Genomic DNA, 15,720 nt, shown 5'->3' on the forward strand with positions numbered 1-15,720 from the left:
AAGCGACAACGACATTGGAGACCCCCGCGTGCATCTGAAGACCCTCACCGTGCGTGGTTTCAAGTCCTTTGCGTCCGCCACCACGTTCCACATGGAGCCCGGGGTCACCGCTGTCGTGGGGCCGAACGGGTCGGGTAAGTCCAACGTGGTGGACGCCCTCGCGTGGGTCATGGGGGAGCAGGGCGCCAAGTCCCTGCGCGGCGGGAAGATGGAGGACGTCATCTTCGCAGGCACCTCCGGTCGCTCCGCCCTGGGCCGCGCACACGTGTCCCTGACCATCGACAACGCCGACGGCGCCCTGCCGATCGAATACTCCGAGGTCACCATCTCGCGCACGCTGTTCCGCTCCGGGGGCTCCGAATACGCCATCAACGGCCGTTCGTGCCGGTTGCTGGACATCCAGGAGCTGCTCTCCGACTCCGGGCTGGGTCGGGAGATGCACGTGATCGTGGGGCAGGGGCAGCTGGACCGGATCCTGCAGGCCACCCCCGAGGACCGCCGTGGGTTTATCGAGGAGGCCTCAGGGATCCTGAAGCACCGCCGCCGCAAGGAGAAGACCCTGCGCAAGCTCGAATCGGTGCAGGCGAACCTGGACCGGCTCGAGGACCTCACCGGTGAGATCCAGCGTCAGCTCACGCCCCTGGGCCGGCAGGCGCGCACGGCTCGTAAGGCGCAGCGGATCCAGTACGACGTCCGCGATGCGCGCGCCCGTCTGCTCGCGGACGATCTCGTGGCGGCGCGCGCCGGGATGGACACGGACCAGGACGCGAGCCGGGCGGCGCGTGAACGCAAGGCCGAGCTCGAGACCGCCGCCGCGGATCTCGCCCAGCGGCTGCACGAGACCGAGACCCGCGCTGCGCGCACCACTCCGGAACTGAACGCCGCCCGCACGAGCTGGTACGAGCTGAGCACGGTGCGCGACCGCTGCCGCGCGCTGGCTGCCCTGGCCGAGGAACGCCGTCGGCTGCTGGGCAGTACCGAGGAACCCGCCGCCACGAACCGGGACGCGCAGACCCTCGAGGAACAGGCTGCCCGGACACTCGCCGAGGCCGAACAGCTGGCCGAACGGGTCGCGGGGGCGCGCGAGGACCTCGACCGTGCGCATGCGGCGCGCGAGGCCGCCGAATCGACCGCGCGGGACGCGGAAAAGGAATCGGCCGCGCTCGTGCGCCGTGCCGCGGACCGACGCGCGGGGCAGGTCCGGCTCGCCGCGGCGGTCACGGCCGCGCGGTCGGCGCTCACGGCCGCAGAAGCGGACGTGGAGCGTGTTCGCGGGGAGCTCTCCGACGTCGTGACCCGCGCCGAGAGTGCCCGCCTGGACACCGCGTCCCTGCGCGAGACAGCCGAGGCCACCGCGGTCGAGGCGCAGCGCCTCGGGGAACGGGCCCGCGAAGCCCAGGAAACGGCCGACGCCGCTCGCGCCCGCTCGCGGGAGGCGGACGACCACCGGCAGCAGACGGCGAGCGCGCTGCACGCCCACACCGTGCGCCTCGAGACCCTGCGCGAGTCCGTGCGGCAACCGGACGGCTCGTCCTCGGTGGCGGACGTCGTCCCCGTGCTGGGGGAGGTGCCGCGGGCCGTGCGCGTGAGCCCGGGGTGGGAACGTGCCGTGGCCGCCGCGCTGGGCCCGTGGTCCGACGCGCTCGCCGTGGCGTCCCACACCTCGGCCGCCCGGGTCTTCTCGCGGTTGCGCGATGCCGGGTCGGGTCGCGTGCACCTCGTGATCGCGCGGGAGGACGGCGCGGCCACCGAAGTCACCGGTCCAGCGCTGCCAGAGGGGTGCGTGCGCGCCACGGAGGTCCTCTCCTCGGCCCCGGAGGAATCCGACACCACGGGCCACGCGGCCGTCGTGGCCGCGGTGCGGGCCGCATTCGCCACCACAGTGCTCGCCCCGGACGCGACCGCCGCGCTCGCGGTCCTCGACGCCGCGGCGCAGGACGGGCGGGCCGACGCCGCGTGGCGCGTGGTCACCCGTGACGGTGACGTGTACGGCGTCCATCGGGTCCAGGGCGGAGCCACGGAAGCGGCCGGCAACCTCGAGATCCTCGCGTTGATCGACCGCGAGGTGGAAAAGACCGCGACCTTGCGGGACGGCGCAGAGACCGCGGCGGAACGGGCCCGGGAGGCCGAGGAACAGCGCGCGGGCGCGGAACGGGAAGCCCGCGAGACCGGCCGGGCCGCGCAGCGGGCCCAGCAGGAGGCCGCGGCGGCCGGGGCGGCGTCGAGCAGGGCGGAGGCCACGGCGTCGTCGGCGGATTCCGAACTGGAACGGCGCCGCGGTGTCCTGGCGACCGCACAGCAGCGTTTGACCCAGCGGGATGCGGAGCTGCGCGAGGCCGTGGAACGCGCCGAGGCCGCGGAGACCGGGGACGAGGAGGACCTCGACCGCGAGCAGCTCGCGGCCGCGTCCGCCAAGGACCGTGCCGACGAGCAGGCCCGGACCGCCCGCGAGGTCGAGACCGAGGCGCGGCTCGCGCTGCGCGGGCTCGAGGAACAACATCGCCACGCCGAGTCCCGGGCGCAGGCCCAGGCGCGGGCGGCGCGTACCGAACGTGTCGCGCAGGCCGAGGCCGCGCGGCGTGCGGAGCGTCGCCGCGTGCAAGCGGTCGTGGCGCGGGCCGTGGGGGAGGCCGCGCGCTATCTCCGGGAACGCGCCGACGACGCCGCGGCGCGGGCGGCCGCCCAGCGCGACGCCATCGAGACCAGCAGGGCCGGGCTGGACGAGGCCGCGCAGCGATTGCGCTCCGAACGTGACGAGCTCGCCCGGCGGATCGGCGAACTCACCGAACAGCTGCATCGTGCGGAACTGGACCTCGCGCAGCGCCGGGCCCGGCTCGAGGGGCTCGAGACCACGGCCCTCGAGGAGTTGGGGATGACCCCCGACTTCCTCGTGGACTACTACGGCCCCCACCTGCCCGTCCTGGACGCGGACGCAGCGCTCGAGGCGGCCCAGCGCGCCGAGGAGGACGGCGCGCCCGTGCAGCTGGCTCTGCCCCGGATAACCGATGCCGGGACCCCGTTCCGACGCGAGGAGCAGGAGACCCGGTTGCAGCGCGCGCAGAAGCAGCTCAAGGCGCTCGGCAAGGTCAACCCGCTCGCGCTCGAGGAGTTCGCCGCGCTCGAGGAACGCCACAAGTTCTTGGTCACCCAACTCGAGGACGTCAAGAATTCCCGCACGGATCTGCGCAACATCATCCGGCAGGTGGACCAGCACGTCGAAGAGGTCTTCGCGCAGGCCTACCGGGACACCGCAGAACAGTTCGTCTCGGTGTTCGCGACCCTGTTCCCGGGCGGGGAGGGGCGGTTGCGCCTGACCGACCCGGACGACATGCTCAACTCGGGGGTCGAGGTCGAGGCCCGGCCCGCCGGGAAGAAGATCAAGAGACTCTCCCTGCTCTCCGGCGGCGAGCGCTCCCTGACGGCACTCGCGTTGCTCGTGGCCATCTTCAAGGCCCGGCCGTCCCCGTTCTACGTCATGGACGAGGTTGAGGCCGCGCTGGACGACCGGAACCTGGGTCGGTTGCTCACCATCTTCGAGCAGCTCAAGGAGAGCTCGCAGCTGATCATCGTGACGCACCAGAAACGCACCATGGAGATCGCGGACGCGCTCTACGGGGTCTCGATGCGCGGCGACGGCGTGAGCCTCGTCGTGGGCCAGCAGCTCTCGCAGTTGCGCTGAGGTCTTCCGCCGACGACGCCGCTCGCTCGCCGAGGGTGGGACGGCTCAGCTTGTCGCCGCGCGGGCGCGGCGCAACAGCGCGGCCCCGCGGGTGCGCACCTCGTCCTCGATGAATTGCTGGGGTGGGCCGGAGTCCCACCCGAAGTCGTCCCGGACCTCGCCACGGATCCGGGAGCCTCCGTTCCGGGCGTCTGTCTGGAAGGTGGCTGTCAGGGGCAGGGCCCGCCAGCCTTCGCGAGAGGCAGTGCGTCCCAGCCCTTCGCGGAACCGGAGCCACGGATCCGGTAGGTCGTGTCGGAACCGGTCAGCACGTGCACGGAGGTGTCATCCGCGGTCACCCGTGCGGCGGGGTCGGTGAACGCCTCGCGCATCCGAGCCGCAGCCTCCCGGGGCGGATACGGGCTGTGCCACGTCTCGGCCACGGTGACCCTGGGACGGTCCGGTTCCGAGCTCGACGCTCTGGGGACCCAGCAGAACCGCCAGTACACTGCGAACCCGCCCAGGAGGAACACCATGGCGAGCACGAGCACCGGCGTGGTGATGATCCCGCGGTCCCGTAGCTCCGTGAGGATCGCGTTCGCGACGAACATCGACACGAAAACGACCGTGAAGAGTACCGCCGTGGAACGGGGACGACGTCGCTCGGTTGCGGCCACGGGAGCTCACTTCCGTCGGGGGGCGGGGCCCTGGGTGCGTGACTCCGGGGGCAGGGTGTCCCTGACCGGAAGCCACGCGACGGCGGCGAGGAGCATGAGCGCTCCCGAGATCCCAAAGGCCCAGCCGAAACCGGCGGCGTCCGCGAGCGCGCCCGCGAGCACAGGGCCGGCGATCTGGCCCGCGTCCGCGCACATCTGATACCGGGACAGTACCCTGCCGCCCGCTCGATCCGGGCCGATGACATCCGCCACGGCGGCTTGCTGCCCCGGGTTGAGGGTTCCGGAGCCCACCCCGGAGAGCAGGGACAGTACGGCGAACGCCACCACGGACGTGCTCAGCCCCACCCCAATGGTCGCGAGGCCGCACACGAGCAGGCCCGTGAGCACGAGCGGTTTGCGCCCCACGCGGTCGGTGAGCCGCCCCGTGACGGTCAAGGCCGTAGCGTTGCCCACGGCGAACAGTGCCAGCGCGAGCCCGGCGACGGCCGGACCCTCACCGACCACCTGGACGGCCAGGAGAGGGACCAGGGCCACGCGTACGCCCATGGCCGTCCAGCCCGTGGAGAAGCTGGACGCGAGCGCGGCACGGTACGCTCCGGCGTCGAGCGCTTCGCGGACGCGCATGGGCGGCTGGGCCCCGCCGGTGCGCCTGGCGCCGATCGTCTCGTCCTTCAGCCGCAGGTACACCACGAGGACGGCGACCAGCAGAGCGCCGGCGTAGATCAGGAACGGGGCGTGCATCCCGAGACCCGCGAGCAGTCCGCCGAGCACGGGCCCCAGGATGCCGCCCAGCAGGAACGCGGTCGCGTAGTACCCGGAGACCCGCCCGCGCATGGTGGGCGGGGCCAACCTCACGATCAGGCCCATCGCGGACACCGTGAACATCGTGGACCCGATGCCCCCGAGACCGCGGAAGATCAGCAATTGCCCATAGGTCTGCGCGAACGCGGTCGCGGCCGAGGACAGTGCCACCACGATCAACCCGATCAGGTACGTGGGCCGCTCACCCAACGTGTTGACCACCGCACCGCTCGCGGGGGCGAAGACGAGCCGGCACAGGGCGAACGCGCTGATCACGGCGGAGGCCGCGGCCACGCCCACGCCGAAACTGGCCGCGAACTGCGGCAGCACGGGCGCCACGATCCCGTAGCCCAGGGCGATCACGAAGGCCGCAGCGATCAGGACCTTGATGGGCTCGGGGACCCTGCCGCGCGGCGCGGGTTTTCCGGCGGCGTCGTCCGATGCAGTGGACGCTGCTGCGGCGGCGTCCGACGCGGTCGCATCAGCGCGCGCGTCGTCGGGGGAGGCGGGGACGGGATGCTCGGCGGGGTCGCGGGGATCGGGGCGGGACACGCCCTGCAGTTTATGGGACATTAGGAGGGTGATCACGACTGACCTGATGTGGATACTCATTGTCGCCGCCGCGGTGGTGGTGCTGCTCGTGGTGTTCGGCATCCTGCTGCTGCGCCGACCCAAGGCACCGCGGGGAGGTTACACGGACACCCGGGACCTGGACGACGTCCCGGAGACCGAGGGCGACACCCTCGTCGAGGACAGACCGGTCAGCACCCTCGAACGCCCGGAGTCCGCCCGCGGGCGCCTGGCCCGGTTGCGCGGACGGCTGGCCAAGTCCAACACCATGCTCGGCAAGGGTCTGCTGGTCTTGCTGTCCCGCGAACGCATCGATCAGGACACGTGGGACGAGATCGAGGACACGCTGCTCATGGCGGACCTCGGCACGGACGCGTCCCTCGAGCTCGTGGAGAACCTCAAGAAGCGCGTGCGGGTCGAAGGCACCAAGGACCCCGCGCAGTTGAAGTCCCTGTTGCGTGAAGAAATGCTCGCGCTCGTGGACCCCACCCTGGACCGTTCCCTGCGCACCGAGTCCGCCCCGGGCAAGCCCGCGGTGGTCCTGGTGGTGGGTGTCAACGGCGTGGGCAAGACCACCACGGTCGGCAAGCTCGCGCGCGTGCTCGTGGCGGAGGACAAGGACGTCCTGCTCGGTGCGGCGGACACGTTCCGCGCGGCCGCCGCTGACCAGCTCGAGACCTGGGGAGCCCGCGTGGGCGTGCCCACGGTGCGCTCCGAGCAGGAGGGCGCGGACCCCGCCTCGGTCGCGTTCGATGCCGTCAAGGCCGGCATCGACCAAGAGGCGGATGTGGTCCTCGTGGACACCGCTGGCCGGCTGCAGAACAAGGCCGGTCTGATGGACCAGCTCGGCAAGGTCAAGCGCGTGATCGAGAAGGCCGCCGAGGTGGACGAGGTGCTGCTCGTGATCGACGCGACCACCGGGCAGAACGGCATGACCCAGGCAAAGGTCTTCGCGCAGGCCGTGGACATCACGGGCATCGTGCTCACCAAGCTTGACGGCACCGCCAAGGGAGGGATCGTGGTCGCCATCCAGCGCGGCCTGGGCGTGCCCGTCAAGCTGATCGGTCTCGGCGAGGGCCCGGACGACCTCGCACCCTTCAACGCCGAGCAGTTCGTGGACGCGATCATCGACTGAGCCTGCTCCCTCTCGCGACGACGACGGCGCCCGCCCCCTTCGTGGGAGCGGGCGCCGTCGTCGGAGCACCGGCACGTGCACTGGCCCCGCCACTGCACTGGAACCGGCATCGACACCGGTACCTGAGGAGTTAACACGATCGTCACACGCGGACGTGACGTGAAACACCGGCGTCACGAACCCGCGCTGTCGCGGTAACACCCGCCCCGTTGACTGTGTGCAACAGGCGCAAAGGCTGTGCCGACACGAGACAGGGACGAGGTGATCCGGGTGGAGTTGACCGCCGGACACGTGTGGACCGTGGTGGCCGCGGGGTTGGTGTTCTTCATGACCCCCGGACTTGCACTGTTCTACGGAGGCATGACCCGCGCCAAGGGTGTGCTGAACATGATGATGATGAGCTTCGCCGCGCTCGGCGTGGTGGGCGTCGTGTGGGTGCTGTGGGGCGGTTCCATGCTCGCCGGGGACCCGGTGCTGGGCGGCCTCACCGCGGATCCGTTCGCGCACTTCGGTCTGCACGGCCTGATGGGCACCGAGGACCTGCTGTCCTCGGACTTCTCCGTGACGTTCGCGATCATCACCGTGGCCCTGATCTCCGGCGCGATCGCGGACCGCACCCGGTTCGGCACGTGGGTGGTCTTCACGCTCGTGTGGGTCACCCTGGTCTACTTCCCCCTCGCGTACATGGTGTGGGGTGACGGGCTGTTCTCCGAGGACGGCGCCCTGGGCCGGATCTTCGGCGAGCCGATCGACTTCGCCGGCGGGCTCGCCGTGCACATCAACGCGGGCATCGCGGCTCTGGTGCTCATCCTGCTCATCGGCGCCCGCCGCGGCTTCGGCCGCGACTCGGGCCAGCGCCCGCACAACCTGCCGCTCGTGATGCTCGGCTCGGCCATCCTGTGGTTCGGCTGGTTCGGCTTCAACGCCGGCGCCGCAACCACCGTGGAGCAGGCCGCCCTGATCTGGACCAACACGCTCGTGGCCCCGGCTGCGGCCATGCTGGCCTGGCTGCTCACCGAGCGCATCCGGGACGGGCACGCGACGTCGCTGGGTGCGGCGTCGGGCGTCGTCGCCGGGCTCGTGGCCATCACCCCGGCGTGCGCCAACGTGACCCCGCTCGGCGCGATCCTTCTCTCCGCCGTGGCCGGTGCGTGCTCCGCGATCGCCGTGGGCCTGAAGTACCGGATCCACCTGGACGACTCGCTGGACGTGTGCGGCGTGCACCTGGTCTCCGGCATTGTCGGCACCGTGGCGCTGGGCTTCCTGGCGGTCCCCTCCGAGGGCCGGGCCGGGGTGTTCTACGGTGGTGGCTGGGGCCTGCTGGGTACCCAGCTCGCCGCGACCCTCTTCGTGACGCTCTACACCGGCGTCCTCACGCTGGTCATCGGGCTCGTCCTGAAGGCCACGATGGGGCTGCGGATCACCCGCCGGGACGAGGTCATCGGAGTGGACCTCACCCAGCACGCGGAGTCCGCGTACTCGCTGAAGGACGAGGCCACCGGCTACTTCGCCGGGCAGGCCCCCGCGCGGCCCCTGCCCGGGACCGCCGAAGCCCCCGTGCCCGCCGCCAGCAAAGGAGACAACCAGTGAAGCTGATCACCGCAGTGGTGCGACCCGAGAAGTTCAGTGACGTCAAAGACGCCCTGGAGAGCTACGGCGTGCAGGGCATGACCGTGCTGACCGTCCACGGCTACGGCCGCCAGCGCGGGCGCCGCGAGGTCTACCGCGGTGCCGAGTACACGGTGGACCTCCTCGAGAAGGTGCGCATCGAGACGGTCGTGGAGGACGGCGAGGTCCAGGACCTCGTGGACGTCATCGTCACCTCCGCACGCACGGGCGAACCCGGGGACGGCAAGGTGTGGGTCACTGCCGTGGAGAACACCGTGCGCGTGAGCACCGGCGAACTGGGTGACGTCGCGCTCTGAGGTCGCGCGCGACGTCTTCGGCACAGGCCCCGTCCGGGCGACCGGGTGGGGCTTCGCTTGCTAACCTGGGACACTGAATTCATCCGTTGTCAGACGAAAGCAGCGACCACCCCGTGTTCAATTCACTGTCCGACCGGCTCACAGCGACCTTCAAGAACCTGCGCGGCAAGGGCCGGCTCTCGGAGGCCGATGTCGATGCCACCGTCCGGGAGATCCGCCGGGCCTTGCTGGAGGCGGACGTGGCCGTGCCCGTGGTCCGGGAGTTCACGGCGATCGTCAAGGAGCGCGCGCTCGGCGCGGAGGTCTCGGAGGCGCTGAACCCCGGCCAGCAGGTCGTGAAGATCGTCAACGAGGAGCTGCAGAACGTCCTCGGCGGCGAGACCCGGCGGATCAACCTCGCGAAGACCGGGCCCACGGTGATCATGCTCGCGGGCCTGCAGGGTGCGGGCAAAACCACCCTGGCCGGCAAGCTTGGCAAGTGGCTCACGGACCAGGGCCACAAGCCCGTGCTCGTGGCCTCCGACCTGCAGCGGCCCAATGCCGTCACCCAGCTGCAGGTCGTGGGTCAGCGCGCCGGGGTACCCGTGTTCGCCCCCGAGCCCGGCGCCACCTCGGAGTTCGACGACCCCACGGGGGATCCCGTGAAGGTGGCCCGCGACGGCGTCGACTTCGCCCGCTCCAAGCTCTACGACGTCGTGATCGTCGACACCGCCGGACGCCTGGGCATCGACCAGGCGCTGATGAACCAGGCGCGCGACATCCGCGACGCCGTGGACCCGGACGAGGTCCTGTTCGTCATCGACGCAATGATCGGCCAGGACGCCGTGAACACCGCCAAGGCGTTCGACGAGGGCGTGGATTTCACCGGCGTGGTGCTCTCCAAGCTTGACGGCGACGCCCGCGGCGGCGCGGCCCTGTCCGTCCGCGCAGTGACCGGCAAGCCCATCATGTTCGCGTCCACGGGCGAGGGTGTGCGGGACTTCGAGCAGTTCCACCCGGACCGGATGGCCTCGCGCATCCTGGACATGGGTGACGTCCTCACGCTCATCGAGCAGGCCGAGCGACAGTGGGACAAGACCGAGGCCGAGCGGATGGCCAAGAAGTTCACCGATCAGGAGGACTTCACCTTCGAGGACTTCCTCGCGCAGATGCAGCAGCTGCGCAAGATGGGGTCCATGAAGAAGATGCTCGCCATGATGCCCGGCGCCGCCGGGATGCGCGAGCAGCTCGAGAACTTCGACGAGCGGGAGATCGACCGCGTGGAGGCCATCGTGCGCTCCATGACCCCGCACGAACGCGTGGCCCCCAAGATCATCAACGGCTCACGCCGCGCGCGCATCGCGAAGGGGTCCGGCGTCTCGGTCTCCGAGGTCAACCAGCTCATGGAGCGCTTCGCCCAGGCGCAGAAGATGATGAAGCGCCTGGCCCAGGGCAAGGGCGTGCCCGGGATGCCCGGCGGCATCCCCGGGATGGGCGGCGCCGGCGGGGGTGCTGCCAAGAAGGGCAAGTCCAAGAAGAAGAGCTCGCGCTCCGGCAACCCCGCCAAGCGCGCGCAGGAGAACGCGGCCCTCGCCTCCGGTCAGAAGCCGGCGGCGCCGGGCAGCGCGTTCGGTGCCCGGGGCAAGGACCTGGACGCCGAGTCGCTGAACCTGCCCAAGGGCTTCGAGAAATTCCTCGGAAAGTAGGCGGTCATGGGTTCATACCTCCCCGACGACGAACTGCGCAGCTTCATCGCGTCGCTGCCCACCCGGCGGCTCGCGTCCGCCGCGATCATCCGGGACGAGAGCGGTCGCGTGCTCACGGTCGAACCCAATTACAAGGACGACTGGACCCTGCCCGGCGGCACCGTGGAGGCGGGGGAGGATCCCCGCACCGGGTGCTTCCGCGAAGTGGTGGAGGAGGTCGGCCTGCACCTCGAGGGCGGGCGGCTGCTCGCGGTGAGCCACGGCGTGGGCATGGGCATGTGGGGGGACTCCGTGTCCTTCCTCTACGACGGCGGGCAAATCCCCTCCGACACCCCCATCACGGTGCAGGAGGAGGAACTGCTCTCGTACCGGTGGGTGGCCCCCGAGGAGCTCGAGACCGTGCTGAGCTCCGGCCTGGCGCAGCACATCCGCGCGGCTCTGGAGGCCTTGCACTCCGGGACCGTGGTCGAACGCGTCATGGACGGCGGTCGGCGCGCATGAGTGCCGCGCCGCGCACCGCGCTGATCGTGCACGCGGACGCCCCGCAGTTGCCGTTCATCGCCACCGCTCTGGGGACCAGGTTCACGGCGCTCGCGCGCAACGGCTGGTCAGTCGTGCTGGTCCCGGACGAGTTGGACCCCGGGGCCCTCGCTGCGGCCGCGGACCCTGACGCGATGGCCGTCCTGATCTCCTCGGACGGGGAGAGCCGCAGCCTGCGGATCTACCCACCCGTGAACTCGTTGAACGCTCGTGAGTCGTGGAGTGCCCAGTTCGCGCGGATCGCGGACGATTCCACGCTGCGCTGGGACCCCGCGGAGTCCGCGACCGACCTCGCCCTCGAAGCGCTCGGGGGGCAGGCGAGCCCGGTGCCCACGGCCCAGCCCGCGCGTGACGCGCAGGACACGAACGGCGCTCTGGATTTCAGCGGTGCCCCCGATACCGCCAGCGCCGCGGGCGCGGACGACGCCGCGTCGTCGCCCGCCGCGGGCACCGCCGAGGCTCGCATGCTGACCACGGTGGAGTTCATCGCGTCCCTGACCGAGCTGGACGCCGCCGCCACGGCCCGGCTCGAGAACTACGCGCGCACGCCCAGCTCGGGGCTGCTACTGGAATCCGTCCTGCAGCTGCTCGGCCTACCCACCGTGGCCGCGAAGCTCGTGGAGTCCCAGCGCGAGCTGCGCGAGGTCGACGGTGTCTCGGACTTCGAGCCCCGGCCCCTGGGTCTGTCCATGCTGGCCGCCGCGAGCGTGGAGCCCAGCGGCGGGGACGTGCTGTCCCGGATCCAGCGGGCCTACGTGCGCAGGCCGGGACTGCTGCTCGCGATCGGGGGAGCGGAGATCGCCCTCGGCGCAGGGCTCGCGGGTCTCGCAGCCCGCGGGGGACGCCGTGCCGCCGTGCTCGGTTCGGCGTCGGCGGCGCTGTTCACGGATGCCGCCCTCCAAGCCGCCCTGTGGGCCTCGGTGCGCGCACGCAAGAGCCGCTGACGCGTTCGCCCCGACCGCCCTCGGTTTGACACGTATGGCACAATGGTCGGGTACTCGACCCGTGCGGACCCTCTCACCGCGCGTGCTGTCGCGTCCACAGGAAATCCACTCACGGCCCGCCCCACGGGCAGGTGTGTGCGATGTCCGATTCCATTCGAAACAGGAGTAACCACACAAGTGGCAGTCAAGATTCGTCTCAAGCGTATGGGCAAGATGCGTGACCCTCGTTACCGCGTGGTCGTCGTGGATTCCCGCAAGAAGCGCGACGGTCGCGTGATCGAAGAGGTCGGTGTGTACCAGCCCACCGAGCACCCCTCGTACATCAACCTGGTGTCGGATCGCGTGCAGTACTGGCTCGGTGTGGGTGCGCAGCCCTCCGAGGCCGTGCTGTCCCTCATGAAGATCACCGGTGACTGGCAGAAGTTCAAGGGTGAGCCGGGCGCCGAGGGCACCCTCAAGCAGCCCGAGGCCAAGGCCGAGTTCGTGGCCCCGGACAACGGTTCCGTGATCATCCCCGAGGCCATCACCGCCAAGGCCGACAAGGCCGAGGAAGCTCCCGCCGAGGAGACCGCGGCCACGGAGGACGACGCCGAGAAGGCAGAGTGAGCATGCTCGCCGAAGCGCTCGAGCACCTGGTCCGTGGCATCGTGGACAGCCCCGACGACGTGTCGGTGCGCTCCCGCGACGGCCGGCGCGGTCAGACGCTCGAGGTGCGAGTGCACCCGGACGATCTGGGTCGCGTGATCGGGCGATCGGGACGCACGGCCAAGGCCCTGCGCACCGTGGTCTCGGCACTGGCTTCCGGCGAGAACGTTCGCGTGGACGTGGTCGACACCGACCGGCGTCGCTGACGCGAACACACGAGACACACGTATCACGGCCCCCGTTCCTCGCACCGAGGAGCGGGGGCCGTGGTCGTTGCCCGCGCGGTAGCGTGCGGGCCCCACACAGCACGAGTCGCCACGAGGAGATGCCATGAGCGTTCGGGTAGCCCGGATCGGTAAACCGCACGGGGTGCGGGGAGAAGTCACGGTGGAGTTGTTCACGGATGACCCGCGGGCGCGGTTCGCCCCGGGCTCCGTGCTCGAGGTGCAGCCCGCCCGTGAGCGGAGCAGGGGAGAGGGCAATGCACCGGCCGGGGCCGGCTCCCCGCAGCTCGAGCACGTGACCGTGAGCGGTTCCCGGTGGAACAAGAACGTGCTGGTGGCGCGTTTCGAGGAGATCGAGGACCGCACCGCGGCGGAGGCCGCTCGGGGTCTCGAACTGTTCGCGGAGGCCGCGGACCTCGAGCTCGACGACGACGAGTGGCACCAGGACGACCTGCTGGGTCTCACGGCGGTGGACATCACACGGGACGACGCCCGGATCGGGACGGTCAAGGCGCTGATCCAGGGTGTCGCCCAGGACCTGTTGGAGATCACCCCGGACGGCGGCGGGCGGCCCGTGCTCATCCCGTTCGTGGAAGAAATCGTCCCCGAGGTGGACCTGGACGCGGGCGTCGTGCTGGTGAGCCCACCCCCGGGCCTGCTCGAGCTCGCGGAAGCGGAGTGAACCGTGCGCATCGACGTGCTGAGCATCTTCCCCGAGTACCTGCAGCCCCTCAACCTGTCCCTGATCGGTAAGGCCGTCACGGACGGGGTCCTCCACCTCGCGGTCACCGATCCCCGCGACTTCACCACCGACCGGCACCGCACCGTGGACGACACCCCCTACGGCGGGGGTGCGGGCATGGTCATGAAGCCCGAGCCATGGACGCTCGCCCTCGAGTCGGTGGTGCGCGCAGGGGGCGACGCCGCGGCGTCGTCGTCCGCTCGGACCGCACCGGAGGCCCCGAAGACCGCGGTACCGGCTGTCGTGACGGACCCTGCGCAAACCACAGAGCCGGGTGCCGCAACGTCGTCCTTGACCGTCGGGAAACACTCCGCGGCACCCGTTCTCGTGGTCCCGTCCCCGGCGGGGGAGGTGTTCACGCAGCGGATCGCGTACGAACTGGCAGCGGAGGAACACCTGATCTTCGCGTGCGGGCGCTACGAGGGGATCGACGAGCGCTTCATCGACAACGCTCGGACCGAGGTGCGGGTGCGCCCCCTGAGTCTGGGCGACTACGTGCTCAACGGGGGAGAGGTCGCCGTGCTCGCCATGGTCGAGGCCGTGACGCGGTTGATCCCCGGCGTGATCGGCAATCCGGAATCACTGGCCGAGGAGTCCCACACGGGCGGGCTGCTCGAGTACCCCGTGTACACGAAACCCGCAGTATGGCGGGAGCGGGCCGTGCCCGAGATCCTGCTGTCCGGTCACCACGGGCGGATCGAACGGTGGCGGCGGGACCAGCAACTCTCGCGCACCGCGCAGCGCCGCCCGGACATGATCCTGGCCCTGGACCCCGCACAGCTGGACAGGGCGGACCTCGCGGTGCTCGCCGAGACCGGCTTCCACGTCACGGGTGGATCGTGGCGCCGTGACGGCGGGCACGCGGCCCCGGAAGGCACGCCGGATATGGCATAATAGAGCGCTGTGCGTGCGTCGGGCACGCCCCTGCCGCAGGGGGGAGAGCGACCAACGACGCACCACCCGGCACGGCCATCCCAAGTTCCGTCCCGGATCCTGGAGCGATGCCACCCCGCGCGGGGTGACACGCGGACCACACGTGGGAGACCTGCGGCGATCACGAGGAGTTATGTCATGAACATTCTTGACCAGCTTGATGCCAAGTCGCTGCGCAACGACGTCCCGGACTTCCGTGCCGGTGACACCCTCAACGTGCACGTGAACATCGTGGAAGGCAACCGCTCCCGTGTTCAGGTGTTCAAGGGCTTCGTCGTGGGCCGTCAGGGCTCCGGCGTGCGCGAGACCTTCACCGTGCGCAAGGTCAGCTTCGGTGTGGGCGTGGAGCGTACCTTCCCGGTGCACTCCCCGATCATCGAGAAGATCGAGCTCGTGAGCCGCGGCGACGTGCGCCGTGCCAAGTTGTACTACATGCGCGATCGTCACGGTAAGGCTGCTCGCATCCGCGAGAAGCGCGACACGAGCGCATCGAGCAAGTAAGACTCACCGGGTGCCACAGCACACGGAACACGCGGAGGGCCCGGCATCTGCCGGGTCCTCCGCCGTGAGACGGCCCGTTTCCACGCGCCGGTGGTGGTTGTGGGTCGTGGCCATCGCCCTGCTCACGGCCTTCGTCCTGGCCTCGGTCGTGCGCGGTTTCGTGGCGGACGTCTACTGGGTCGGTTCCGATTCCATGGAGCCCACGCTCCAGGGCGGGGACCGGGTGCTGGTGGACAAACTCGTCTCGGGGAACGACGTCGCTCGGGGCGAGCTGGTGGTCTTCGACGGCCGCGGTTCCCTGGACCCGCTGCACTCGACGGACCCGTGGCACCAGCAGGTCGCCCACACCCTGGGCCGCTGGCTGGGCGTCACCGGTTCAGACACCGCGTACGTCAAGCGGGTCATCGGGGTCGCAGGGGACACAGTGTCCTGCTGCACCGCGAACGGACTGGTCACCGTCAACGGCCGGCCACAACACGAGGACTACGTCTTCCCCGGGGACGAGCCGTCCCGGATCCCGTTCACGGTGCACGTGCCCGAAGGGCGGGTGTGGCTCATGGGTGACCACCGCAGCGTGTCCGTGGACTCCCGATCGCTGCTGGGCTCGCCGGGCGGCGGCCTGATCCGCACCGAACGCATCGTGGGCACCGCCGAGCGTGTCGTGTGGCCCCCGGAGCGTGCCCGTACACTGCGGGAGTGACGGTCTCGGTGCTTCGCCCCGCCCCGCGCACCCCCGCGCG

The 15,720-nt window shown here is 70.6% G+C and carries 15 protein-coding genes; 13 read left to right on the plus strand and 2 right to left on the minus strand.

Going from position 1 to position 15,720, the window contains the following annotated elements:
* Nucleotides 1-28 precede the first annotated feature (28 nt).
* Nucleotides 29-3,679 carry a chromosome segregation protein SMC gene (gene smc / locus Q9R22_RS05525; RefSeq protein ID WP_131332718.1) on the plus strand — a complete coding sequence of 1,217 codons (3,651 nt, stop codon included), beginning with the start codon at nucleotides 29-31 and terminating at the stop codon, nucleotides 3,677-3,679.
* Between the two features lie 209 nt (nucleotides 3,680-3,888).
* On the opposite strand, the gene Q9R22_RS05530 is transcribed toward smc, so the two are convergent.
* A complete protein-coding gene (locus Q9R22_RS05530) occupies nucleotides 3,889-4,335 on the minus strand; it encodes a hypothetical protein (protein ID WP_131332719.1) in 447 nt (148 codons plus the stop codon).
* Between the two features lie 6 nt (nucleotides 4,336-4,341).
* Nucleotides 4,342-5,709: an MFS transporter gene (locus tag Q9R22_RS05535; RefSeq protein WP_242670655.1), complete on the minus strand. Its 1,368-nt coding sequence runs from the start codon at nucleotides 5,707-5,709 to the stop codon at nucleotides 4,342-4,344.
* A 25-nt stretch (nucleotides 5,710-5,734) separates the two neighbouring features.
* On the opposite strand from Q9R22_RS05535, the gene ftsY reads away from it, so the two are divergent.
* From ftsY to lepB, 12 genes are all read left to right on the plus strand, one after another.
* Nucleotides 5,735-6,841 carry a signal recognition particle-docking protein FtsY gene (gene ftsY / locus Q9R22_RS05540; RefSeq protein ID WP_207387888.1) on the plus strand — a complete coding sequence of 369 codons (1,107 nt, stop codon included), beginning with the start codon at nucleotides 5,735-5,737 and terminating at the stop codon, nucleotides 6,839-6,841.
* Between the two features lie 270 nt (nucleotides 6,842-7,111).
* Nucleotides 7,112-8,431, plus strand: a complete 1,320-nt coding sequence (locus Q9R22_RS05545) for an ammonium transporter (RefSeq protein WP_242670656.1) — start codon at nucleotides 7,112-7,114, stop codon at nucleotides 8,429-8,431.
* A complete protein-coding gene (locus Q9R22_RS05550) occupies nucleotides 8,428-8,766 on the plus strand; it encodes a P-II family nitrogen regulator (RefSeq protein ID WP_131332721.1) in 339 nt (112 codons plus the stop codon). Before Q9R22_RS05545 ends, Q9R22_RS05550 begins: the two co-directional genes overlap by 4 nt.
* A gap of 113 nt (nucleotides 8,767-8,879) precedes the next feature.
* Complete coding sequence (gene ffh, locus Q9R22_RS05555; RefSeq protein WP_131332722.1) at nucleotides 8,880-10,451, plus strand: signal recognition particle protein; 1,572 nt, start codon at nucleotides 8,880-8,882, stop codon at nucleotides 10,449-10,451.
* 6 nt (nucleotides 10,452-10,457) lie between these two features.
* The gene (locus Q9R22_RS05560; RefSeq protein ID WP_131332723.1) at nucleotides 10,458-10,952 is read left to right on the plus strand and encodes an NUDIX hydrolase; all 495 of its coding nucleotides are present in this window, start codon (nucleotides 10,458-10,460) and stop codon (nucleotides 10,950-10,952) included.
* The gene (locus Q9R22_RS05565) at nucleotides 10,949-11,935 is read left to right on the plus strand and encodes a hypothetical protein (RefSeq protein ID WP_131332724.1); all 987 of its coding nucleotides are present in this window, start codon (nucleotides 10,949-10,951) and stop codon (nucleotides 11,933-11,935) included. Before Q9R22_RS05560 ends, Q9R22_RS05565 begins: the two co-directional genes overlap by 4 nt.
* A 177-nt stretch (nucleotides 11,936-12,112) precedes the next feature.
* Complete coding sequence (rpsP, locus tag Q9R22_RS05570; RefSeq protein WP_064846130.1) at nucleotides 12,113-12,541, plus strand: 30S ribosomal protein S16; 429 nt, start codon at nucleotides 12,113-12,115, stop codon at nucleotides 12,539-12,541.
* A 2-nt stretch (nucleotides 12,542-12,543) separates the two neighbouring features.
* Nucleotides 12,544-12,786: an RNA-binding protein gene (locus Q9R22_RS05575; RefSeq protein WP_035964545.1), complete on the plus strand. Its 243-nt coding sequence runs from the start codon at nucleotides 12,544-12,546 to the stop codon at nucleotides 12,784-12,786.
* Nucleotides 12,787-12,910: 124 nt separating this feature from the next.
* The gene (rimM, locus tag Q9R22_RS05580; protein WP_131332725.1) at nucleotides 12,911-13,486 is read left to right on the plus strand and encodes a ribosome maturation factor RimM; all 576 of its coding nucleotides are present in this window, start codon (nucleotides 12,911-12,913) and stop codon (nucleotides 13,484-13,486) included.
* 3 nt (nucleotides 13,487-13,489) lie between these two features.
* Nucleotides 13,490-14,440, plus strand: coding sequence for a tRNA (guanosine(37)-N1)-methyltransferase TrmD (trmD, locus tag Q9R22_RS05585; protein ID WP_131332726.1), 951 nt, complete (start codon nucleotides 13,490-13,492; stop codon nucleotides 14,438-14,440).
* A 177-nt stretch (nucleotides 14,441-14,617) separates the two neighbouring features.
* The gene (gene rplS / locus Q9R22_RS05590; protein WP_098056045.1) at nucleotides 14,618-14,980 is read left to right on the plus strand and encodes a 50S ribosomal protein L19; all 363 of its coding nucleotides are present in this window, start codon (nucleotides 14,618-14,620) and stop codon (nucleotides 14,978-14,980) included.
* A 10-nt stretch (nucleotides 14,981-14,990) separates the two neighbouring features.
* Nucleotides 14,991-15,680, plus strand: coding sequence for a signal peptidase I (gene lepB / locus Q9R22_RS05595; protein ID WP_131332727.1), 690 nt, complete (start codon nucleotides 14,991-14,993; stop codon nucleotides 15,678-15,680).
* Nucleotides 15,681-15,720 lie beyond the last annotated feature (40 nt).

It is taken from the genome of Kocuria sp. PD6, assembly GCF_031844145.1.
In the GTDB taxonomy this organism is placed as follows: Bacteria; Actinomycetota; Actinomycetes; order Actinomycetales; family Micrococcaceae; genus Kocuria; species Kocuria marina.

Coding starts and splice junctions, on each gene's coding strand:
- ftsY (WP_207387888.1), top strand. CDS start 5,735: ATGTGGATACTCATTGTCGCCGCCGCGGTGGTGGTGCTGCTCGTGGTG.
- rplS (WP_098056045.1), top strand. CDS start 14,618: ATGAACATTCTTGACCAGCTTGATGCCAAGTCGCTGCGCAACGACGTC.
- Q9R22_RS05565 (WP_131332724.1), top strand. CDS start 10,949: ATGAGTGCCGCGCCGCGCACCGCGCTGATCGTGCACGCGGACGCCCCG.
- rimM (WP_131332725.1), top strand. CDS start 12,911: ATGAGCGTTCGGGTAGCCCGGATCGGTAAACCGCACGGGGTGCGGGGA.
- Q9R22_RS05560 (WP_131332723.1), top strand. CDS start 10,458: ATGGGTTCATACCTCCCCGACGACGAACTGCGCAGCTTCATCGCGTCG.
- Q9R22_RS05535 (WP_242670655.1), bottom strand. CDS start 5,709: ATGTCCCATAAACTGCAGGGCGTGTCCCGCCCCGATCCCCGCGACCCC.
- Q9R22_RS05575 (WP_035964545.1), top strand. CDS start 12,544: ATGCTCGCCGAAGCGCTCGAGCACCTGGTCCGTGGCATCGTGGACAGC.